This window comes from Brevundimonas vesicularis, from assembly GCF_027105095.1.
Classification (GTDB): domain Bacteria; phylum Pseudomonadota; class Alphaproteobacteria; order Caulobacterales; family Caulobacteraceae; genus Brevundimonas; species Brevundimonas vesicularis_E.
Map to the genome: position 1 here is coordinate 872,190 of NZ_CP114278.1, position 19,984 is coordinate 892,173.

23 protein-coding genes and 2 tRNA genes are annotated in these 19,984 nt (G+C 65.6%); 15 read left to right on the forward strand and 10 right to left on the reverse strand.

The window, feature by feature from the left end; translation table 11 throughout:
• The first annotated feature begins 57 nt into the window (after positions 1-57).
• On the forward strand, positions 58-588 hold the full coding sequence (locus tag O2K97_RS04235) for a GNAT family N-acetyltransferase (RefSeq protein WP_269220580.1): 531 nt from the start codon (positions 58-60) through the stop codon (positions 586-588).
• Between the two features lie 65 nt (positions 589-653).
• Here the strand turns inward: O2K97_RS04235 and ppa are convergent, their stop codons facing one another.
• On the reverse strand, positions 654-1,214 hold the full coding sequence (ppa, locus tag O2K97_RS04240; protein WP_066552596.1) for an inorganic diphosphatase: 561 nt from the start codon (positions 1,212-1,214) through the stop codon (positions 654-656).
• Positions 1,215-1,354: 140 nt separating this feature from the next.
• On the opposite strand from ppa, the gene O2K97_RS04245 reads away from it, so the two are divergent.
• Positions 1,355-2,038: a DUF599 domain-containing protein gene (locus O2K97_RS04245; RefSeq protein WP_112863836.1), complete on the forward strand. Its 684-nt coding sequence runs from the start codon at positions 1,355-1,357 to the stop codon at positions 2,036-2,038.
• A 260-nt stretch (positions 2,039-2,298) separates the two neighbouring features.
• Here O2K97_RS04245 and O2K97_RS04250 read toward each other — a convergent pair whose 3' ends face one another.
• Complete coding sequence (locus tag O2K97_RS04250) at positions 2,299-3,123, reverse strand: N-formylglutamate amidohydrolase (RefSeq protein WP_269220581.1); 825 nt, start codon at positions 3,121-3,123, stop codon at positions 2,299-2,301.
• Positions 3,124-3,235: 112 nt separating this feature from the next.
• Between O2K97_RS04250 and cpdR the strand changes: the two genes are divergently transcribed.
• Together cpdR and O2K97_RS04260 are read left to right on the forward strand one after the other, a co-directional pair.
• On the forward strand, positions 3,236-3,592 hold the full coding sequence (gene cpdR, locus O2K97_RS04255; RefSeq protein WP_017506825.1) for a cell cycle two-component system response regulator CpdR: 357 nt from the start codon (positions 3,236-3,238) through the stop codon (positions 3,590-3,592).
• Positions 3,593-3,728: 136 nt separating this feature from the next.
• Positions 3,729-3,803 (forward strand) — tRNA-Val (locus O2K97_RS04260).
• A gap of 52 nt (positions 3,804-3,855) precedes the next feature.
• On the opposite strand, the gene O2K97_RS04265 is transcribed toward O2K97_RS04260, so the two are convergent.
• Together O2K97_RS04265 and O2K97_RS04270 are read right to left on the reverse strand one after the other, a co-directional pair.
• Positions 3,856-4,518 carry a DNA polymerase III subunit epsilon gene (locus tag O2K97_RS04265; protein ID WP_269220582.1) on the reverse strand — a complete coding sequence of 221 codons (663 nt, stop codon included), beginning with the start codon at positions 4,516-4,518 and terminating at the stop codon, positions 3,856-3,858.
• 189 nt (positions 4,519-4,707) lie between these two features.
• Positions 4,708-4,851 (reverse strand): hypothetical protein, encoded by a 144-nt coding sequence (locus tag O2K97_RS04270; RefSeq protein WP_017504296.1) that lies wholly within the window; start codon positions 4,849-4,851, stop codon positions 4,708-4,710.
• A gap of 129 nt (positions 4,852-4,980) precedes the next feature.
• Here O2K97_RS04270 and O2K97_RS04275 point away from each other — a divergent pair, with 129 nt between their 5' ends.
• Positions 4,981-5,652 carry a DUF1345 domain-containing protein gene (locus tag O2K97_RS04275; protein WP_269220583.1) on the forward strand — a complete coding sequence of 224 codons (672 nt, stop codon included), beginning with the start codon at positions 4,981-4,983 and terminating at the stop codon, positions 5,650-5,652.
• A gap of 18 nt (positions 5,653-5,670) precedes the next feature.
• Here O2K97_RS04275 and O2K97_RS04280 read toward each other — a convergent pair whose 3' ends face one another.
• Entirely contained in the window at positions 5,671-5,922 is a 252-nt protein-coding gene (locus O2K97_RS04280; RefSeq protein ID WP_055805252.1) for a DUF2171 domain-containing protein, read from the reverse strand.
• A gap of 178 nt (positions 5,923-6,100) precedes the next feature.
• Here O2K97_RS04280 and rsgA point away from each other — a divergent pair, with 178 nt between their 5' ends.
• Both rsgA and O2K97_RS04290 read left to right on the forward strand, forming a co-directional pair.
• Positions 6,101-7,177 carry a ribosome small subunit-dependent GTPase A gene (gene rsgA / locus O2K97_RS04285; RefSeq protein ID WP_269220584.1) on the forward strand — a complete coding sequence of 359 codons (1,077 nt, stop codon included), beginning with the start codon at positions 6,101-6,103 and terminating at the stop codon, positions 7,175-7,177.
• 80 nt (positions 7,178-7,257) lie between these two features.
• Entirely contained in the window at positions 7,258-7,581 is a 324-nt protein-coding gene (locus O2K97_RS04290) for a hypothetical protein (RefSeq protein ID WP_269220585.1), read from the forward strand.
• Between the two features lie 165 nt (positions 7,582-7,746).
• On the opposite strand, the gene O2K97_RS04295 is transcribed toward O2K97_RS04290, so the two are convergent.
• Together O2K97_RS04295 and O2K97_RS04300 are read right to left on the reverse strand one after the other, a co-directional pair.
• Positions 7,747-7,822 (reverse strand) — tRNA-Ala (locus O2K97_RS04295).
• A 290-nt stretch (positions 7,823-8,112) separates the two neighbouring features.
• On the reverse strand, positions 8,113-8,574 hold the full coding sequence (locus tag O2K97_RS04300) for a TIGR02300 family protein (RefSeq protein WP_269220586.1): 462 nt from the start codon (positions 8,572-8,574) through the stop codon (positions 8,113-8,115).
• A 122-nt stretch (positions 8,575-8,696) separates the two neighbouring features.
• On the opposite strand from O2K97_RS04300, the gene aroA reads away from it, so the two are divergent.
• The 7 genes from aroA (at position 8,697) to mscL (ending at position 14,272) form a co-directional block, all read left to right on the forward strand.
• Positions 8,697-10,019: a 3-phosphoshikimate 1-carboxyvinyltransferase gene (gene aroA / locus O2K97_RS04305; RefSeq protein WP_419466107.1), complete on the forward strand. Its 1,323-nt coding sequence runs from the start codon at positions 8,697-8,699 to the stop codon at positions 10,017-10,019.
• Positions 10,020-10,024: 5 nt separating this feature from the next.
• Entirely contained in the window at positions 10,025-10,285 is a 261-nt protein-coding gene (locus O2K97_RS04310; protein ID WP_146756771.1) for a hypothetical protein, read from the forward strand.
• Positions 10,282-10,563 carry a hypothetical protein gene (locus O2K97_RS04315; RefSeq protein WP_269220588.1) on the forward strand — a complete coding sequence of 94 codons (282 nt, stop codon included), beginning with the start codon at positions 10,282-10,284 and terminating at the stop codon, positions 10,561-10,563. Before O2K97_RS04310 ends, O2K97_RS04315 begins: the two co-directional genes overlap by 4 nt.
• A gap of 100 nt (positions 10,564-10,663) precedes the next feature.
• Positions 10,664-11,308 (forward strand): (d)CMP kinase, encoded by a 645-nt coding sequence (cmk, locus tag O2K97_RS04320; RefSeq protein ID WP_269220589.1) that lies wholly within the window; start codon positions 10,664-10,666, stop codon positions 11,306-11,308.
• Between the two features lie 198 nt (positions 11,309-11,506).
• Positions 11,507-13,210, forward strand: coding sequence for a 30S ribosomal protein S1 (gene rpsA, locus O2K97_RS04325; RefSeq protein WP_066552585.1), 1,704 nt, complete (start codon positions 11,507-11,509; stop codon positions 13,208-13,210).
• A gap of 328 nt (positions 13,211-13,538) precedes the next feature.
• On the forward strand, positions 13,539-13,829 hold the full coding sequence (locus O2K97_RS04330; protein WP_017504364.1) for an integration host factor subunit beta: 291 nt from the start codon (positions 13,539-13,541) through the stop codon (positions 13,827-13,829).
• A 20-nt stretch (positions 13,830-13,849) separates the two neighbouring features.
• On the forward strand, positions 13,850-14,272 hold the full coding sequence (gene mscL, locus O2K97_RS04335) for a large-conductance mechanosensitive channel protein MscL (RefSeq protein WP_112863514.1): 423 nt from the start codon (positions 13,850-13,852) through the stop codon (positions 14,270-14,272).
• On the opposite strand, the gene O2K97_RS04340 is transcribed toward mscL, so the two are convergent.
• Complete coding sequence (locus tag O2K97_RS04340; RefSeq protein WP_269220590.1) at positions 14,273-15,424, reverse strand: N-acetyltransferase; 1,152 nt, start codon at positions 15,422-15,424, stop codon at positions 14,273-14,275.
• Between the two features lie 261 nt (positions 15,425-15,685).
• Here O2K97_RS04340 and O2K97_RS04345 point away from each other — a divergent pair, with 261 nt between their 5' ends.
• On the forward strand, positions 15,686-17,470 hold the full coding sequence (locus O2K97_RS04345) for a peptide MFS transporter (RefSeq protein ID WP_269220591.1): 1,785 nt from the start codon (positions 15,686-15,688) through the stop codon (positions 17,468-17,470).
• 70 nt (positions 17,471-17,540) lie between these two features.
• On the opposite strand, the gene O2K97_RS04350 is transcribed toward O2K97_RS04345, so the two are convergent.
• Together O2K97_RS04350 and O2K97_RS04355 are read right to left on the reverse strand one after the other, a co-directional pair.
• Positions 17,541-19,619, reverse strand: coding sequence for a TonB-dependent receptor plug domain-containing protein (locus tag O2K97_RS04350; protein ID WP_269220592.1), 2,079 nt, complete (start codon positions 19,617-19,619; stop codon positions 17,541-17,543).
• A 132-nt stretch (positions 19,620-19,751) separates the two neighbouring features.
• Entirely contained in the window at positions 19,752-19,982 is a 231-nt protein-coding gene (locus O2K97_RS04355) for a hypothetical protein (protein WP_269220593.1), read from the reverse strand.
• Between the last annotated feature and the right edge of the window lie 2 nt (positions 19,983-19,984).

Below are 19,984 nucleotides of genomic sequence, written 5' to 3' on the forward strand. Positions count from 1 at the left end.
GGCGAAAGGGCGTCATGCCGATCGTCAGGACCGCGTTAGCTGCACCAGAGCCCCTTGATGACACCCTTGCAAACGGATCGTCTAACCCTTCGATCCTTTCAGGCCGGCGACGCCGCAGACCTGCTCGCCTATCTTCATCATCCGCGCGCCGCCTGTTTCGCCGCGATGGCGCTTCAGGACATGGCGGCGGCCGAGGCGGAAGTTCTCAAGCGCGCAGCCGAGGGCGAATATATCGCCGTCCAGTCCAAGGCCGACGGCCATGTCATCGGTGATGTCTTCGCAATGTTCGAGGCGCCGGACACCTGGTCCATCGGCTGGAACTTCAACAGCGCCTATGGGGGCGCCGGCTATGCGTCCGAAGCGGCCCGCGCCCTGGTCGACCATCTGTTCAAGGACAAGGCGGCCCGTCGCCTGTACGCCTATGTCGAGGACGACAATCTGGCGTCACAGAGGCTCTGCGAACGGCTGGGCATGCGGCGAGAAGGACTGTTCCGCGAGTTCATCTCGTTCGTGAACGACGCCGCGGGCCAGCCGATCTACGTCAACACGTGTCAGTACGCCCTTCTGCGACACGAATGGCGAGCCTGACGGTCAGCAAAAAGGCGTCCCCCGGTCGGAGGACGCCTTCAGGCTTCAAGCGCCTGTCGACCAAATCAGGCGGCGTTGGCGGCCTTGTTCTTGGCCAGCTTGTCCTGGTGGGCCTGCATGCCCTTGGCGATCAGGTCGGCGGCCTCGCCGGCATCGCCCCAGCCCTCGACCTTGACCGACTTGCCCTTCTCCAGGTCCTTGTAGCGGGTGAAGAAGTGCTCGATCTGCTCGATCAGGATGGCCGGCAGCTGACGATAGCTGGCGATCTCGGTGTAGTAGGGGTTCAGCTTGTCGACCGGCACGGCCAGGATCTTTTCGTCGCCGCCGGCCTCGTCTGTCATCTTCAGCACGCCGATGGGGCGCGAGCGGATGACGCAGCCCGGAACGACCGGCGTCGGGTTCAGCACGATCACGTCGCAGGGGTCGCCGTCGTCCGACAGGGTGTGCGGCACGAAGCCGTAGTTGCCCGGATAGTACATGGCGGTGTGAAGGAAGCGGTCGACGAACAGGGCGCCCGAGGCCTTGTCCATCTCGTATTTCACCGGCAGGCCGCCCTGCGGGATTTCGATGATGACGTTGATGTCCCAGGGAGCGTTCGGGCCGACGGGAATGGCGTCGAGGTTCATGGCGGGTCTTTGCTGCGACTGCGAAACTTTGAAAGGCGAAGGGTGATAGGCTCCCCGGCCCGTCACGGCAAGGGCGACATGTGGCGAACACGGGCCTCGGCGGGCTTGCGTGGCGGCGCATCATCGCGGACATCTGGATCATGACCTGGACCGATTGGGCCGCGCTTGCGCTCTTCTTCATCTGCTGGCTGGGATACAGCCCGATCCTGTCGCTGATCAGCCGCAGGGGCGGTTCGTTGAACGAGGACATGGTGCATGTCCGCGCGGTTTGGATGCAGTCGATGGCTCACCGCGAAATCCGGCTGGTGGACAGTCAGTTGATGGGCCATTCGATCAACTCGGCGTCCTTCTTCGCCTCGACCAACCTGCTGTTGATCGCGGCGGTGGCGGGCATTCTGTTCGGCGGCGAAAGCGCGCTTCAGGGGTTCGCGGCCGTTGGGGCGGAAAACGTGCCGATGAAGATTCTGGAGGCGAAGCTGGCGCTGGTGCTGATCTGCCTGGCGCGCGGTTTTCTGGATTTCATCTGGGCGCTGCGCCAGATGAACTACACCCTGGCGTTGATCGGCGCGGCGCCGGAAATCCACACCAAGACCGACCGCATGGCCTTCAGCGAGGCGGCGGGACAGCTTCTGAACCCGGCGCTCAGTTCCTTCAGTCAGGGTGTGCGCGGCTATTATTTCGCCCTGGCGGCGGCGGCCTGGCTGTTCGGACCGCTATGGCTGGCCTTGGGCGTCGCCTCGTCGTTCGGCCTGTTGATCTATCGCCAGGAGGCGTCGCCTGCCGCCCGCGCCATCCGCAACGCACGGCGGCTGCTGGAACACTGATCAACGCTATTACGCAGTTGCGAAACGAACGCCGCGTCCCAGGCCGGTCTAAATGCCGTCATCATTAGCTTGGCGGGGCCATATTTCCGTAACAAGGCGTGACCGCAGCGGCTTGCATTGGCCTTGACCCATTGTGCATCGCAACCTAAGTTGACCTCTGACGCCTCCGGGCGTCTTGCCCTTCCTGGGCGTTTCCTCCCTATAGACTTGTAATGCCGCACCCTCGGGTGCGGCTTTTTTTTGATCTGATCAGCGATCAGTCAGGCCGACCACGCGTCCGCGCACAGGGCTGCGATCACGCGCGACAAGGCCTTTTGCGTCTTGGCGTAGGTCGCGTTGGGGGCCAGCGTCGTCTCGTCCAGATACAGTTTGCGGCTCATTTCGATCTGGATGGCCTCATAGCCCTCGTCCGGGCGGCCCCAGCGTTGGGTGGACCAACCGCCGGCGTAGGGGTGGTTCTGCGCCACGCGCCAGCCCAAGGCCTCGAACAACTCACGCAGCCGTCGGCTGAGCCGTGCGCTGCACGACGAGCCGTAACGGTCGCCCAGCACGACCTCGGCCCCGACGGCGCGCGCCGGCATCGAATGCCAGTCGATCAACACGGCTCGCCCGTGCCTCGCGCGCGTCGCCTGCATCCGTTCGCCCAAGGCTTGGTGATAGGGGGCGTGGACCCTGGCGATGCGGTGTCGAGCCTCCGCCAGCGTCAGCCGGCGCGCGTAAAGCGGCGTCCCGTCGCCGGCCAGCCGGGGAATCACGCCATAACCGGCGGCCGTCTTGGCCCCGACGGGCCCGTCCAGATCCGCCATCAGGGCTGGATCAAGCTCCGACGGATCACGGTTCAGATCGACATAGGCCCGACCGATCCGCCCTTCGATCAGCGCGGCTCCTCTGCGCGGTCCCTCTTCGATCAAGCGCCCGACCAGGGCGTCCTCGGCGCTTTTCAGGCTGGCGCGCGACAGGCCTGGCGCCGCGCCCATGTCGTCGGGATAAAGGTCGCCCGAGTGGGGCGAGGCGAAGATCAGCGCCGTCGCGGGCGCGTCCGCCGCCGGGGCGGTGATCGAAAAGCTGTCGCCGCCGTCGGTCATGCCCCCGCTTAGCGCGTTTCGCTGTGGAAGGAAGTCGGCTGACCGGCGAATTTCATCGGCGGTTTACCGTTGCGGCCCTAGGCTGGCCGTCTGTCTCAAGGGTGTTTCTCGAATGGCGCGTATTCTCCTGGCCGAAGACGACGGTTCATTGCGCGGATTTCTGACGCGCGCGCTGGAGCGGGCGGGCCACCAGGTCATCGACTGCGAGAACGGCGACGACGCCATCGACGCCCTGGAACACGGTCCCTACGACCTGCTTCTAACCGACATCGTCATGCCAGGCGCGGACGGGATCGAGGTCGCCCGCGTCGCCGCCGCCCGCCAACCCGGCCTGCGCATCATGTTCATCACCGGTTTCGCCGCCGTGGCCCTGACGGCCGCCCAGGCCACGCCGGACGCCAAGGTGTTGTCCAAGCCCGTCCACCTGCGCGATCTGGTCAATGAGGTCGAGCGGATGGTCGCCGCCTGAACCTTCCCTGCGGCTGGGCCGAGCGGCGTTTGGCGAGAAATCGCATTCTTGCCGCTAAATCGGCTTGATGCCGACCGGCCTCGCCGCTATACGACCGCTCTTCCCGCTCCGAAGACGTTTTTCGGAGCCCTACGGCGGATGCGTAGCTCAGCGGGAGAGCACCTCGTTGACATCGAGGGGGTCACAGGTTCAATCCCTGTCGCGTCCACCATTTCTCTTTCTTTTCAGATTAGTCGCCATCAGCCCTGGCTGGCGCTCGCGCGCTAGAGCAGCCATCCCTGGTCCGACGTCCGCACGACCGTGTCGGTCATCAGGCCGCGGCGGCGAAGCTCGGTCGCGGCGGTAAAAGCGATGTCGATGTCGCGTCCCGACGCCAGGATCTGAAGCCGGTCGGCATCCACCGCGCTCCACGCCTTGCCGCGTTCAGGGCCGGCGGGCACGCGGGGCAGCAGTCCCGGTTCGCGGCTCCAGGCCAGGAGCTGCTCGACGGTCGTCTGGTTCAGCATGTCGCGCAGATGGTGGGCGGTGACATAGGCGTCGGGCAGGGCGCGATGCGCCGGAAGGCCCAGTTCATGCACCAATCCCTCGGGCCGGCGCAGATAGCGCAGCATCTGGTTGGAGAAGCGCGGCAGGTCGGGCCACAGCCGCAGGGCGCATTTCCAGGTGCAGATCCACTTTGCGCCGCCTGACAGGGCAGGGGTGCAATACCGCTGCTCGAAGCTGGCGCGGTGAGCCGCCAGGGCGATCACGCCCGCCTCGGGACGAAGGATGGGCGGGGCGACGGCCTTCCAATAGCCGGCGTCCTGAACCCACTCGTCCAGAATGTGATGGATCGCCATGGTGTCGGGCGAAATCGGCCGACCGGGATTTACGAAACGGGCGCCGCGCGTCGCATCCAGACGCCATGGGCCGGCCCCGTCACGCACAACGTCCTGCCAGCCGATCTCGCAGACGTCCTGAGGGCCGGATCCGGCCGTCTCCAGGTCGAGGACGCGGATGCGTTGGGGGGATGGCGTGAAGTCGGTCAGGGCGTCCTCGGCGTGGAGTTCACACCTGATAACGCCTGGGGCGCCGGATTCGGTCCGGCGTCTGGAAAGACCGCCGACGGCGGGGCGTCAGTTCGGCAGGCGGATCGATCCGTGCGGCATGACGGTCATCACGGCCCAGAGGCCGACCAGCACCACGGGCGAGGCGATCAGCGCCCGCCGACAGCGATGCGCCAGATAGAGAGCCTCGCCAATCACGATCGACACCAGCATTCGCGTTTCCCCCGAAACGATAAGCGACACTTCTATGACGTTGCCGACAGACGTGTCCCTCAATGAGACGAAATCCATTTTGTCGTAGCCGCTCCGCAGGCCGCGCGGTCGCTGGACGTGCGGCAAGGAATGCGCAATCTCGCAGGCATGGGATCTGTCGCGCGCCTGTTCCGTCTACATTTGTCGCTATGGCTCGGGCTGCTGGTGCTGGCGGTAGTCGTGGCGCTGGCGCCGGCCAGCGTCGGCTGGCCGATGCGACTGGCGGCCGGCTGGGACGCAGGCGTCGCCACCTTTCTCGTCGCGACCTTCGCGCGGATCTTTCGCGCCCGTTCGCAGGAGGCGATGCGGCGGCGCGCGGCGGAACTGGATCAGGCGGGCGTTCTGGTTCTGCCGCTCAGCATGGCGGCGGCCGTGGCCAGCGTGGTGGTCCTGGTCCTCGCCATGGTGGCCAGCGACGGCAAGCCGACCGTCGGGCAGGCGGTCTTTTCAGTGTGCACCGTCGGCCTGTCGTGGCTGTACGTGCACATCATCTTCGCCCTGCATTACGCCCACGGCTTCTACGCGCCGCGTGACGACGGCAAGGGCGATCAGGGCGGGCTGATCTTTCCGGGCGAGGAGGACGCGGACTACTGGGACTTTCTGCACTTCGCCCTGATTATCGGCGTGGCGAACCAGACGGCCGACGTGCAGATAGCCAGGCGCGAGCTGCGTGGCCTGGCGACGTTTCACAGCCTGATCGCCTGGTTCTTCAACGCCGTCATCCTGGCGCTGACGGTCAATCTGGCCGCCACGCTGCTTTAGGCACGCGCAGACGTTCGGTCAGAGATCGACGGGGCGACCGGACTCCTCTTCCTCAAGGGTCACGGCGACGTCGGCGTTGGCCGACAGGCGCACCTTGTCTCCCTCGACGCCGGCGACGAAGCCGTTCTCGATATAGTGGTGGTGATCGGCGTGGGCGCCGGTGTTCTCGCGCCGTGTCAGCTTGATCCGGTCGCTTTCGACCCGGTCCACGACGCCGACGTGAACACCGTCGGCTCCGATGACTTCCATGCCTTCCTTGATCTCGCTCATCGCCGTTCTTTCCTCGCTGAACATCGTGTCGATAGCGGAGCGCCGCCGACCGGCATTTCGTTCCCGAGGCGACGCGACGGCGAGCGTGCTTGTTCGCGGTCCCGCCGACTGGCAAGGCTTTGGGTCAGTGTTCAGCACAAGCCGGCTGAGGAGCGCGAGCGACAGGGATGCCGTTGACTTGATCGAACAGTATGGATGGTCCGAGGTCTGGGCGACGGCGTTTGCGCCGCATGCCCATGCCGGTCACACGCCGGGCCGCGTCATCCTCCAGCATCGCAACGGCTATCTGGTCGTCACGGATGCGGGCGAGCTTCAGGCCAAGGCTTCGGGCCGACTGCGACACGAAGCCCAGGAGACTGGGCCCCCTGCAGTGGGCGACTGGGTGGCGCTGTCGCCGAACCCTCAGGACGGCGCCGCCACCATCCATGCCGTCCTGCCTCGCCGCACCGCCTTCGTGCGGCGGGCGGCGGACAGCGCGCGTCGAACCCAGATCCTGGCGGCCAATATCGACGTGGCCTTCGTCGTCACCTCGATGAATGCGGATCTGAATCCGCGTCGAATTCAGCGTTTCCTGGCTGCCGCGATGGACAGCGGAGCGCGGCCTGTTCTCGTTCTGACGAAGTTGGATCTCAGCGCCGACCCTCAAGCCGAGGCCGCTCAGGTGGCGGCGCTGGAGGCGCAGACACTGGTCCTGACCGTCTCGGCGCGCGAAGGCGTCGGCCTGGAGGCGCTGCGTCTTCAGGTGAAGCCGGGCCAGACCTGTGTCCTCATCGGCTCGTCGGGTGTCGGCAAGTCCACCCTGGTCAACGCCTTCCTGAACGAGGATCGGATGGCGACCCAGGCGGTCCGCGCATCAGACGACCAGGGACGGCATACCACCAGCCACCGCCAGCTGCTCCCGCTGCCCGGCGGCGGTCTCATCATCGACACCCCCGGCATCCGCGAAGTGGGCCTGATCGACGCCGAAGAGGGTGTGGAAGCGGTCTTCGACGACATCGAACAGCTCATGCAGAACTGCCGCTTCACCAACTGCGGCCATGTGAGTGAGCCGGGATGCGTTGTCCAGACGGCGCTCGCGGACGGCGCGCTGGAGGGATCACGCTGGGCGCATTTCCAGAAGCTGAAGTCGGAACTGGCGGCGGCGGGGGACAAGGCGGAACGGATCGCCAAGGCTGCGGAACGTCGGCGGCTGGGCGGCCTGCAGAAGGTCTATCGCGCGACGAAGCGCAACGATCGTGGCGGGGCCGATCGATAGCGTCGATGGCGCAACCGATTTTCGACGTGTTGCGGGGCCAAACGGGCTAGGTGAAGTCCTTAGACTCAAGAAAGATCACCATGTCCGCATTCACCATCGTCACCACCAGCGCCGTTCAGGGCAGCGAGGCCGCAGAGGTCAATACGCTGACGGACGACTTTTCCGACGCCAGCGAGGCGGTGGGCTACGCACGGCGCATGGCCGACGAAATGATCGACATGGCCGATCAGCTGCTGCTGGATTTCGATTACAGCAATGTCGGCGTCTATGAGGGCGATCTGCTGGACGAAGACGTCACCCCGGATCACCCCGCACTGATCGGCGTCTGGGTGCTGGATGAAGAAGGCTCGGCCTTCGTGCCGGCCGAAGAGTTCCGCCCGGGATCGACCGAAGTCGAGAACTGATCGGCGACTATCGCGGCGGGAGGTTCGGATCGAGCCGCCTGCCGCGTCGGTCATCGGACGAGAGACGGGCACCTAGTCGCGCGCCGACTGGCGACTTCTGCGGATCGAAAATGTGGGGGAGGATGGCCGTCCCTCCGAACACCTTGCGGTGCTCGGAGGTGACGATGGTGGAGCTTAGCGGAGTCGAACCGCTGACCTCTTGCATGCCATGCAAGCGCTCTACCAACTGAGCTAAAGCCCCGGACCTGTCGGTCTGGATCGCCCGGTTCATCTTGCGATGGCCCCCGGCGAGGCGGCGGAAACTAGGTCAGGCCTTTTCTGTGATCAAGCCCGTTTCGAGATTTATTTTCACCGCGTTCCCGGGGGTGAAAATACGCAGGTTTTTCAAATCGAAAGGTGTGAAAGGCCTGCTGTCCCGCCGCGTCTCCCTAACGGGAAATGCGGCGGGTGCAACAAGAATCTGAGCCAGATCGCAAGAAGCCCACAGCAAGTCGGGCTTCAAGTCGCGCGATGCGCGATAGGCCCAGGAATTTAGTCGTCGTCGCGCGACGGCTTGGCGATCTCGTCGTCGATCGAGTCGTCGTCTTCGTCCTCGATGAACGGCACGGAGTCGTCATCGTCGTCGGCCAGCAGATCGTCGTCGCCGTCGGTCGAGCCCATGCCGGCTTCTTCCGAGGCGTCGGCCGGGGAGTCTTCGTCCTCGTCGTCCGGCGTCAGGATCGGCTCGTGGCCTTCCTCGTCGATTTCCGGCGTCTTGACGTCGTCTTCCTCGTCCTCGTCGCCGTCGACCTTCTTGTCCTTGACCTGATCGTCCGTGTCCTCATCGTCGGACGGATAGCCGGGACGGGCGCGGCGGCTGCGCAGCTTCATCGCCTCTTCGGGATCGAAGTCGGTTCCGCATTTGGGGCAGTGTGCGGGGCGACGGTTCAGGTCGTAAAACTTCGCCTGGCAGTTGGGGCAGACCTGTTTGGCGCCCAGTTCGGGATTGGCCACGTTTGGATGCTTTCAACGGGTTGAATTCGGGGCGGTCCCTTGCCACCCCTTTGACCCGCTGTCAAAAGCTGTCTTTCGCGCCGCCCGCGCGGCCCTTCACACAATACAGCCTGAAGCGGGTGATCATGCCGTCCCAACTGACTTCGCGCCGCGCATCCGCCCTGACTGGAAAGGTTCGCGCGCCGGGCGACAAGTCGATGTCGCACCGGTCTATGATCCTGGGCGGCATGGCGTCGGGCGTGACCGAGGTCGAGGGTCTTCTGGAAGGCGACGACGTCCTGGCCACCGCCCGAGCGGTCGAAGCCTTCGGCGCCAAGGTCGAGCGGACCGGCGACGGCAGATGGCGGATCGAGGGGGAGGGCGGCTTTACGACCCCGGCGTCGGTGATCGACTGCGGCAACGCCGGAACCGGGGTGCGCCTGCTGATGGGGGCGGCGGCCGGCTATCCATTGACGGCGACCTTCGACGGCGACGGTTCGCTTAGGAAGCGTCCGATGAAGCGGGTCACGGGACCGCTGGCCGAGATGGGCGCGGCGTTCGACTGGCAGGCGACCGAGGATCGGCTCCCGGTGGCCCTGACCGGCGGCGCGCTGAAGGCGATCGACTATGTGCAGACGGTGGCCTCGGCCCAGGTGAAGTCGGCCATCCTGCTGGCGGGTCTGAACGCCGAGGGCGTCACCTCCGTGGTCGAGCCGGAAAAGAGCCGCGACCATACCGAGCGGATGCTGCGCGCCTTCGGCGCCGAGGTGGGCGTCGAGGAGAGGGGCGAGGGCTGGAAGGTGACGCTGAAGGGCGGGCAGGCCCTGACCGGGACCGTCGTCGCCGTGCCGGGCGATCCGTCCTCGGCGGCGTTTCCCCTGGGGGCCGGTCTGATCGTGCCGGGGTCGGAGGTCACGGTCGAGGGCGTGATGCTGAACCCGCTTCGCACCGGCCTGTTCGACACCTGGATCGAGATGGGCGCCGACCTGACCATCACCAACCGGCGTGAGGCCGGCGGCGAAGAGGTCGGTGACATCACCGCCCGTCACTCGTCCCTGAAGGGCGTGGTCGTGCCTGAGGATCGCGCCGCCTCGATGATCGACGAATATCCGATCCTGGCGGCGACGGCGGCCTTTGCGGATGGCGTCACCGTCATGCGCGGCGTGGGCGAGATGCGGGTCAAGGAAAGCGACCGGATTTCGCTGATGGTCGAGGGGCTGCGCGCCTGCGGTATTCAGGTCGAGGAGGAGCCGGAAGGCTTCATCGTCACCGGCGCCGGCCAGGGCGGGGCGGTGCGTGGAGGCGGCCTGGTCCACACCGCCCACGACCACCGCATCGCCATGAGCCATCTGGTCCTAGGCCTGGCCGCCGAACAGCCGGTCTCTGTCGACGAGCCTGGCATGATCGCCACCAGCTTCCCCGGCTTCGTCGAGATGATGAACGGCCTGGGCGGGCGTATCGCGTGAAGCCCGTGCGCGACGTCGTCGGTCGAGGCATCGCGGTCCTTGGTCTTCTGACCTGTCTGGGCGGAGCCGGCTGGACGGCTTGGATCGTCTGGCAAGGGGTGACGACAGGCCGGGTCTCGGGCAAGCATGGCGCCGTGCATCTTAGGGCCGAGGGCGACGCCTTCTTCTATTCGACCGTGGCGCTGAGCGGCGTCGCCTGTTTGGTTTGGCTGGGTTTGGCGGCCTTCGCGGTCGTGGTTCTGGCGCGTTGGAAGGCATGGTCGTGAACCGGCCGGGGCCGTCGGGCTGGATCAAGCCGATCCTGACGCTGGCGATCGCGATCCTGATCGGCTGGTTCTGCGTGATCGGAGCCCGAGAAATCGTCCAAAGCCTGGATGCCGGGGTGCTGAACAACCGAAAGGGGCCGGACGTTCTGTTGGCGGACCGACCCCTGCTGTATTGGAGTGTGGTCGGCTTCTATGTGGCGTCGGTTGCGGCCGGGGCGGGCCTGGCGGTCCTGCTGGCCGGCCTTGCAATTCGTGATTTGGTCGGACGCCGAGACTGAGGCCTGCGGCTGGATTGGTCGGGCGATCCTCGCTATCAGGTTCGGCCTCCCGTGCGTTTGGGATCGAGATTGAAATGCGCCACGCGCTGCGGAGACCTGCTTGACCCTGATCATCGCCGTCGACGGACCGGCCGCCTCTGGCAAGGGGACCATTGCCGCGCGTCTGGCCCAGACCTATGGCTTGCCGCATCTGGATACGGGGCTGCTGTATCGAGCCGTGGGTGCAAAGGTGCTGGCGGACGGCGGATCGCTGGATGACGAGGCGGCGGCGACGCAGGCGGCGCGGGGGCTGGACGCGGCGGGCCTGTCGGACGATCCGCGCCTGACGACGGGCGAGGCGGGCGAGGCGGCCAGCCGGGTCGCCAGCTTCGCCGGCGTGCGGGCGGCTCTACTAGAATTGCAGCAGGCGTTCGCGGCCCAGGCGGGCGGCGCGGTTCTCGACGGACGCGACATCGGCACGGTGATTGCGCCGAACGCTCAGGCCAAACTGTTCGTCACCGCGACGCCCGAAGTGCGGGCCACGCGCCGCTGGAAGCAGCTGACGGCGCGCGGATCGGACATCGCCTTTGACGCCATGCTGGCCGACATCCAGCGCCGCGACGAGCGCGACGCCGGGCGCGGGGCGGCCCCGATGGTCCAGGCCAATGACGCGGTCTTGCTGGACACGACCGATCTGGGTATAGAAGCCGCCTTCGATGCGGCCCGCCGTATCGTCGAGGCGGCGCGCGCGAAACACGGTCTCTGACCCATCTCGCAAATCCAACGCTCCCACCCTCGGCCTCCGCGGGCGTTTTGATCGTTCTGAACGGCCTCGCATCCCGACGACCTGATTCCATCTTTTCCCATCGCCCCGCGCGCCGCCTTTCGCTGCGTCAGGGGTCCACCTCGCGCGGGATCGTCCTTCGGTCACGCGCCACAGCCCCACTGGAAACACCAGAGCTTCATGTCTGATACTCTCAACCCCACGCGCGACGACTTCTCGGCGCTGCTCGACGAACAACTGTCGGGTCGCGACTTCGGCGAAGGCCAGGTCGTGCACGGCCGCGTCGTCGGCATCGAAAAAGACATCGTCATCATCGACGTTGGTCTGAAGACCGAAGGCCGCATCGCCATGCGCGAATTCGGCCAAGGCGACGACGGCGCCCTGCCCAAGGTCGGCGACAACGTCGAGGTTTACCTGGAGCGCGTCGAGAACGCCCTGGGCGAAGCCGTCATCAGCCGCGACAAGGCTCGTCGCGAAGAAGCCTGGACCCGTCTGGAAGTCGTGTTCGCCGAAGGCCAGCCGGTCAACGGCGCCATCGTCGGTCGCGTCAAGGGCGGCTTCACCGTCGACCTGGGCGGCGCCTCGGCCTTCCTGCCCGGTTCGCAAGTCGACATCCGTCCGGTCCGCGACGTCGGCCCGCTGATGGGCAAGGAACAGCCCTTCGCCATCCTGAAGATGGACCGTCCGCGCGGCAACATCGTCGTGTCGCGTCGCGCCATCCTGGAAGAAGCCCGCGCCGAACAGCGCACGGAACTGGTCGGCCAGCTGGCCGAGGGTGAAGTCCGCGAAGGCGTCGTCAAGAACATCACTGACTACGGCGCGTTCGTCGACCTGGGCGGCATCGACGGCCTGCTGCACGTCACCGACATGTCGTGGAAGCGCGTTTCGCACCCGAGCCAGGTTCTGGCCGTCGGCGACACCGTCAAGGTCCAGATCGTCAAGATCAACCCGGACACCCAACGTATCTCGCTGGGCATGAAGCAACTGCAGTCGGACCCCTGGGACGGCGTGGAAGCCAAGTATCCGGTCGGCGCCAAGTACACGGGCCGCATCACCAACATCACCGACTACGGCGCCTTCGTGGAGCTGGAAGCCGGTGTCGAGGGCCTGGTGCACGTCTCGGAAATGTCCTGGACCAAGAAGAACGTCCACCCCGGCAAGATCGTCTCGACTTCGCAGGAAGTCGACGTCGTGGTTCTGGATGTCGACGCCTCCAAGCGCCGCATCTCGCTGGGCCTGAAGCAGGCTCAGGACAATCCGTGGGACGCCTTCGTCGCCAACAACCCGATCGGTTCGACCGTCGAGGGCGAAGTCAAGAACGCCACCGAGTTCGGCCTGTTCATCGGCCTGGACAACGACATCGACGGCATGGTGCACCTGTCCGACCTCGACTGGTCGGTGTCGGGTGAAGAAGCCATCCAACGCTACCGCAAGGGCGAGATGGTCAAGGCCAAGGTCCTGGACGTCGACGTCGAGAAGGAACGTGTCTCGCTGGGCATCAAGCAGCTGGGTGGCGATCCGATCGGCGAGGGCGACACCTATCGTCGCGGTCAGCAGATCACCGTCACCGTGACGGCGATCGAGTCGGGCGGCATCGAGGTCAAGTTCGGTGAAGACGACGCGCCGGTCACGGCCTTCGTTCGCAAGTCGGACCTGTCGCGCGATCGCAACGAGCAACGTCCGGAACGCTTCGCCGTCGGCGACCGCGTCGACGCCATGATCACCGCCGTGGACAAGGCCTCGCGCCGCGTCTCGGTGTCGATCAAGGCGCTGGAAATGAAGGACGAGCAGGAAGCCATCGAACAGTTCGGATCGTCCGATTCGGGCGCTTCGCTGGGCGACATCCTAGGCGCCGCACTGAAGAACGCCGGCACCAAGGAGTAAGGCTCAAGCCGAAGGGCGCACCGCGTCCTTCGGTCGCCTCGCTCATTCAGCAGAGCCCGCGCGCTCTGCGATAGGGGCAATCTCGCTCAAGCAGCAGAGCGCCGCGCGCTCTGCGATAGCGACAAAGACTGAGGGGGCGGCGGGAGCGATCTCGCCGCCCTTTTCTCTGTTTGAAACATCGCTGTGTTCGGCTCCGGACATTTTTCTTGCGAATGACGCGCATCTTTGTCGGATAAGGGCTTTTTCGAGAGCCGGTCGGGGGTTAGGGTGTCGCTCTGGATCGACGGCGGGCGAAACGGCCTGTCCAAACGAGCTGGCAGGGGCGCAGATGATCAAGTCCGAACTGATCGAGAAACTTGCAGCGGAAAACACCCACCTGACCCACGCCGAGGTGGAACGGCTGGTCAACGCGATCCTCAACACCATGACGTCGGCCCTGGCCGACGGCGGCCGGGTCGAGTTGCGCGGTTTCGGCGCCCTGTCGGTGCGATCGCGCCCGGCGCGCGCGGGTCGCAATCCGCGCACCGGCGAGACCGTCGACGTGCCCGCCAAGGCCGTCCCCTTCTTCAAGAGCGGCAAAGAGCTGCGCGAGCGGCTGAACGCCTCGGGCGACGCCTGATCGTCATTTAAGGATACCCTATGGGCCTGCTTTCGGAATTTCGCGAGTTCGCGGTCAAGGGCAATGTCGTGGACCTGGCGGTCGGCGTGATCATCGGCGCCGCCTTCAACGGCATCGTCAAAAGCCTGGTCGATCAGGTGGTGATGCCGCCCATCGGCCTGATCACCGGCGGCATCGATTTCTCGGAATTGGAATGGGTGCTGAGGGCTGAGAACCCGGCGACCGAGGCCGTCGAGAAGGTGGCGATCCAATACGGCGCCTTCCTGAACACCGTGATCCAGTTTCTGATCGTCGCCTGGGTCGTCTTCCTTGTGGTCAAGGGCATCAACGCCCTGCGTCGTCAGGAAGCCGCCAAGCCCGATCCGGCGCCCGCCGCGCCGACGGCGACCGAAGCGCTGCTGGCTGAAATCCGCGACGAGCTGAAGGCCCGCCCCAACGCCTGATCAGGCCTTGGACACGCGCCCGCCCAAGGTCGGGCGCGTGATCGCGGCGGCAGCCCATGCCTTGGGCATCGGCGGCGTGCGTGAACAGATGCCGTAGTCGCCGTCGAACGGTGTCGGCGTCCAGGCGGCCGCCAGCGCAGGATCATCGATGATGGCGTGGCAATGTCCCCAGCCGCCTTCGCGCCGCGCCGACTTCGCCAGATCGTCCAAGTGCGCCAGCAGGCGCGACGTCACCACCTGCAGCCGCACCTTGGCGGCCCCCAGCGCACGGGCGTTGTCGATCAACGCCTGGGTCAGAAGCCCAATCGCCTCGGGCGCCGTGTCCAGCGCGATCAGATCGACAATATCCAGATAGGGCGGCTCTATCAGGCTGGTCTTGGTCATCTGCGCCATCGCCATCCCGACGATGCGGCCGTCCCTGACGCAAGCCAGCATGACTGGCGGCAGGGTCAGGTCGGGGTCCGCCAGCCGCCAGCGCAGGATTTCCGGACTGCGGTCCGCCAGCAGACGCTCCTCCTGCGACAGCCGGCGCCAGAAGTCCGCATAGGGCGAGGCGTCCGACAAATCGCGCAGCATCGTCACCCCAGCAGGCAGCACCAGCGGCGTCTGGCGAAACACGCGCCCGTTCATCAGCCGCTCGCCCAGATGCGCGGCGGTCTCGGCGGAGGTGCGGCCCAGCAATAGGCGCAGGCCTCGGCCCTGCGCGCAGGCCAGACGGTCGGTGATCCATGACAGCTTCAACCCATGAGTTTCGGCCGGCCAGGGCTTCATGTCGAACAGGCCGTACAGCGGCGCCGAGCGCGCATTGGCGTTGAAGGTGTAGCGGGCGAACAGGCCTGGCTGTTTCAAAAAGTTGCGGATCAGCGGGCGGCTGGCGCCCTTCTGGTTGGGCGGCACGATGATCGAAAAGCCGGTGGCGCCGAAGTGGTCCTGGGCGCCGTATCGAAACCGCTGGATGAAGTTGCCCAGCATGGCGACGGCATTGTCGTCCTCGTCGACCACGACCCATCCGGCGGGCGCGCCCAGCGCCAACCGCGCCGGATTGGCCTCGAGCCAGCGCCATCCGGCCGGCGACCGCTCGGGCCAGCCGACCTGACGATGCAGCCGGTTCAGCGCTTCATAGTCGAGAGCGGCGATCGGTCTGACAGACATCTGGCGCGCCTTCCCATTATGAAACCGTGGGCGTTTCTGACGAACGACCTAGCAGGATGTGCGCCACCAGACATCACTCAGGGTTGTCTTTCGCTTCCTTCGCGCGTCGCCTGGCCACCCCCGCGACAGCCTTAACACTTGTTCGAATTCGCCCGCTGTGCTGGGTATGCGCCTTTCGCGCGCCCGAGAAGCGGCGCGGCAGTTGGGAGTGAGCCGTTGACAGCGACGGATGGGGGGGCGCTCGCGCCTCGCAAGACTTTCTTGGGACACCCTCGGGGGCTGGTGATCCTGTTCTTCACGGAAATGTGGGAGCGGTTTTCCTACTACGGCATGCGCGCCCTGCTGGTCCTGTATCTGACGCAGCACTTCCTGTTTGGACCGGCCGAGGCTCAGGGCATCTACGCCGCCTACGCCGCCCTCGTTTATCTGATGCCGGTCCTCGGCGGCCTGATTGCAGACCGCTATCTCGGATCGCGCAAGGCCGTCATCATCGGTGCAGTCCTCTTGGTGCTCGGCCACTTCACCATGGCCTTCGAGGGCACGGGGGGACGCGAACGCCTTACCATCGGCGACACGACCTATGAGCTGCAGGTCGAAGGCCGCGACCAAAACCGTCGTATCTTCGCCGTGAACGGGGATGAACGGGTTCAGGTCGCCATATCGCCCGAAGGCGTATCCGCCGTCGGCGCCGAACCCTCCGCCGCGAATGCCGCCGATGTCGCGGCAGTCGCCACGGGGGCGGCGATCGGCGCCCAGCCGACCGGCGCGCTCGATCCGGCGACGGCCGCCGCGCCCCAAGCCGCCGCCAGATCGGGCTTCCCGGCCTTCACCGCAACCGGCGCCTATAAGCTGGAGACCACGCGCGATCTGGCGCTCGGCGAGCCGGTGCTATTTCTGGCCCTGGCCCTGATTATCGTGGGCGTCGGCTTCCTGAAGGCTAACATCTCCACCGTCGTCGGCGCACTATATGAAGAGAACGACCCGCGGCGTGACGGGGGCTTCACCATCTTCTACGTGGGGATCAACCTCGGTTCGTTCTTGGCGACCATCGCCTGCTCCTATCTCGGCATCAAATACGGCTGGGCCTACGGTTTCGGTCTTGCCGGAATCGGAATGCTGCTCGGCCTCTTGACCTTCGTCCTGGGCCAGTCCTGGCTCGAAGGGCGCGGCGCGCCGCCGGTTCCGGTTCAGGGCCGTTCGATCCTGGGCGTGCCGCTGGTGCCCTTCTTCTGGATCGCGGGGATTGTCGCCGTCATTCCGACGTGGTTGCTCATGCAGCGGCATGAGATCATCGAGACGGCACTGCCTTGGATCGCGGGCGTGATCTTCGCCGCAGTGGTGGGCTTCACCGTCTTCCGGCTGAAGGGCGCCGAGCGATCGCGCATGCTGGTCGCCCAGGTGCTGATCTTCTTCTCCGTGCTGTTCTGGGCCCTGTTCGAACAAGCAGGGTCGTCCCTGACCCTGTTCGCCGATCAGTCGACCCAAATGCCGTCGTGGTTCAACGCCGCCATGACCCAGACCTTCAACCCCGGCATCATCGTTCTGGGCGGGCCGATCATCGCCGCCCTGTGGGTTTGGTTGGGCAAACGCAAGCTGGAGCCGTCGACCCCGGTCAAGTTCTCCTTCGGCCTTGTCTTCGTGGGCCTGGGCTTCTTGGTGCTGACCTGGGCAGCGGCGACGCAGGCCAACGACGCTTTCCGGGTGCCGTTGATCTTCCTGTTCCTGACCTACTTCTTCCACACGATCGGCGAGCTGTGCCTGTCGCCGGTCGGCCTTTCGATGATCACCAAACTGTCGGTGGCGCGCGTGGTCGGCATGATGATGGGGGTCTGGTTCCTGTCCAGCTCGGTCGCCCACATCGTCGCCGGCATTATCGCCAAGGCAACGGCGACGGACACGGTCGCCGGGGTCGTCACCAGCCCCGAACTGGCGCTTCAGACCTACGGCTCGATCTTTGGCACCATCGGCTGGACTGGCGTCGGCGTCGGCGTGTTCCTGCTGCTGATCTCGCCCCTGCTCAAGAAGGGCATGGCCGGAATCCACTGATCTACGCCTGACCAAGGAAAAGCCCCGGCGGAGCGATCCGCCGGGGCTTTTTGCTGAGTTGAACTTGGCCTCAGAAGGTCTTGCGGACCCGCAGGGAGACGAAGGTGCGCGGGTCGATGGAGCGGTCTTCGACGAAGGCCACCGTGCGCGGATTGCGTGTGGCGTAAACCGTACGGCGCATGGTGAAGTCGTCCCACAGGTTCAGTTGGGCGCGCAGCGACAGGGTCGGGCTGGGCTTGTATTCGACGAAGGCCTCCAGATAGTCCGCGCCGCGCCAGGCGAAGGTCTGGTCCGGATCGTAAGTCGCCTGGCCCAGACGCGGCAGCCAGTTGATCCCCCACTGGGTTTTCCACGAGGTGATGTCCTGCTGGAAGCCGACATTGGCCTGACTGGGGCGCACGCCGGAGATGCGACGGTCCTCGCCCGTCGTGGGGTCGGTGACGCTGGTTTTGTTCCAGTCGTTCTTGAAGGTGAAGCGGGCGCCCGAAATCCCGACCTTGTCCAGCGGCACCACCACGTTCAGCGACAGCTGATCCAGCGTCCCGTCGCCGATGTTGCCGGTCGCCGACAGGCCGCCGGGCAGGGGCAGGCGGTCGATCACGTCGATGATGCGGTCGTGGCGATAGCCGATCGAAACCACGCCCTCGCCCCAGAAGCGACGCTCGTAGGAAAGTTCGGAAATCCAGCGCTGTTCCGGCTCCAGATCCACGTTGCCGCCGAACACCGTGCCGTCGTCCAGCTCGGCCGAGGCGGCGAAGTCGCCGAAGTCCAGCTGACCCAGTTCGCGCTCGAAGCGGAAACGCAGCTGGTTGTTCTCCATCGGCGTCCAGGTCGCCAGCAGGCGCGGCTTGGCGAAGAAGAACCTCTTTTCCTGGTCCGCATCGCCCGACTGGCTGATGGTGGAGGCTTCCAGGCGCACCCCGCCTTCCAGCGTCAGTTTCGGATTGATCCGCCAGGTGGCCTTGCTGAAGGCCTCGCCCCGCGTTTCCTCGACCTTGACCGAGGCGCTGGGCAGGGGAACGTCGACGCCGCCGACGGTGAAGGCCTGGCTCACGTCCAGCATGTTGTAGGCGATCTCGGCGCCCGCCTCGATCGTCAGGGCAGGCGAGCGTTCGTGACGCACCAGGGCGCGCAGGATGGATTCCGACGAGTCGCCGTTGGACTTGAACTGCTGCTCTGGCGCCGCCGTCCCGTTCAGGGTCTCATTGCTGCCCGAGACGCTGTCAAAGCTAGAGAACTCGTGGATCAGACGCGTCTCCAGGGTCCAGCGCGGGTTCAGGGTACGGGTCCAGGTCAGGCCCAGCTCACCGGAATTTCCGTCTTCAGCATAGTCGCTGCGGCGCAGGGAGGTGGGCGACGAAAGCTCGGTCCAGTTCTCATAGTCGTTCAAACCATAGCGCGCGGTGCCCTCCAGCTTCCCGCCGAACAACGGGCCGGTGTAGTTGCCGCGAATGCTCTGACCGCCGCCCCAGCCGTCGTTCTCGTAACGCTCGTCGCGGATGACATCGCCGGCGGCGTTGCGACGGATCGACCGGCCGACGCCGTTGGAATCGCTGGATCCCATGCCGTCCGACAGGGTCACGCCCCAGCTGCGGTCGCCCTTCTTCTGTGTGAACTGATAGGAGCCGCCATAGATGTCATGGCCGCCTTCGAACAGCATGGCGTTCCAGGTCAGGATCGACTGGCGGCTGTCGGTCGTCTTCAGAATGACGTTCACGACGACGGAATAGCCCTGCATGTCGATGCCCGGCGCGCCGCCCCGGATCAGTTCGATGCGCTCGACCTGATTGGCCAGGGTCCGGCCTAGGACGTTCGACCCGGAGTCGTTCTTGGACGCCGGGCGGTTGTTGTTGATCAGCACATTGCCGACCGCCCCTTCAAATCCACGCGCGCCCGATCCGTTGTCGATGGAGAAGCCGGGGACGCGGTTGACCATGTCCAGCGCCGTATTGGGGCGCTGGGCGGCGAAGAAGTCCGGCGTGAAGACCAGCACGCCGCGCTGGCTGGCGTCGGCCAGGGGCGCCTGGTTGGTCGGTCCGGTCGGCACGGGGGCTTCGGCGACTTGGGGCTTGTTGGAGGCGTCGGTAGCGAATGCGGCGCCGGCGGTGAAAAGCAGGGCGGTGCTGGCCAGCAGCAGGGTCTTTGTCATTGGTCTTCCCCTCGGGTGTTGGCGAGAGGTGTGCCGATCAGGCGCGTTCATCTCCAGTTACAAGGCCGCAAGGTGGATTAAATCGACGACATCATTACAGCGATTTCATTACGCCAGTGACAGTAATGAAGTTTACAGTGATGTAATGATCAGACGCTCTTCTTCTCTATTGCTTTTACTTGCCGCGATGGCGCTGACGACCGCGCCTGCCGTCGCGCAGGACGCGCCTTCGGACGCGGTCGAGGACATCGTCGTCACCGCCCGCCGGATCGAGGCGCCGATGTGGGAGGTGCGACGCGGTAACAGCGTTCTGATCCTGGTCGGATCGATCGACGGCCTGCCCAGAAAGATGGAGTGGCGCACGG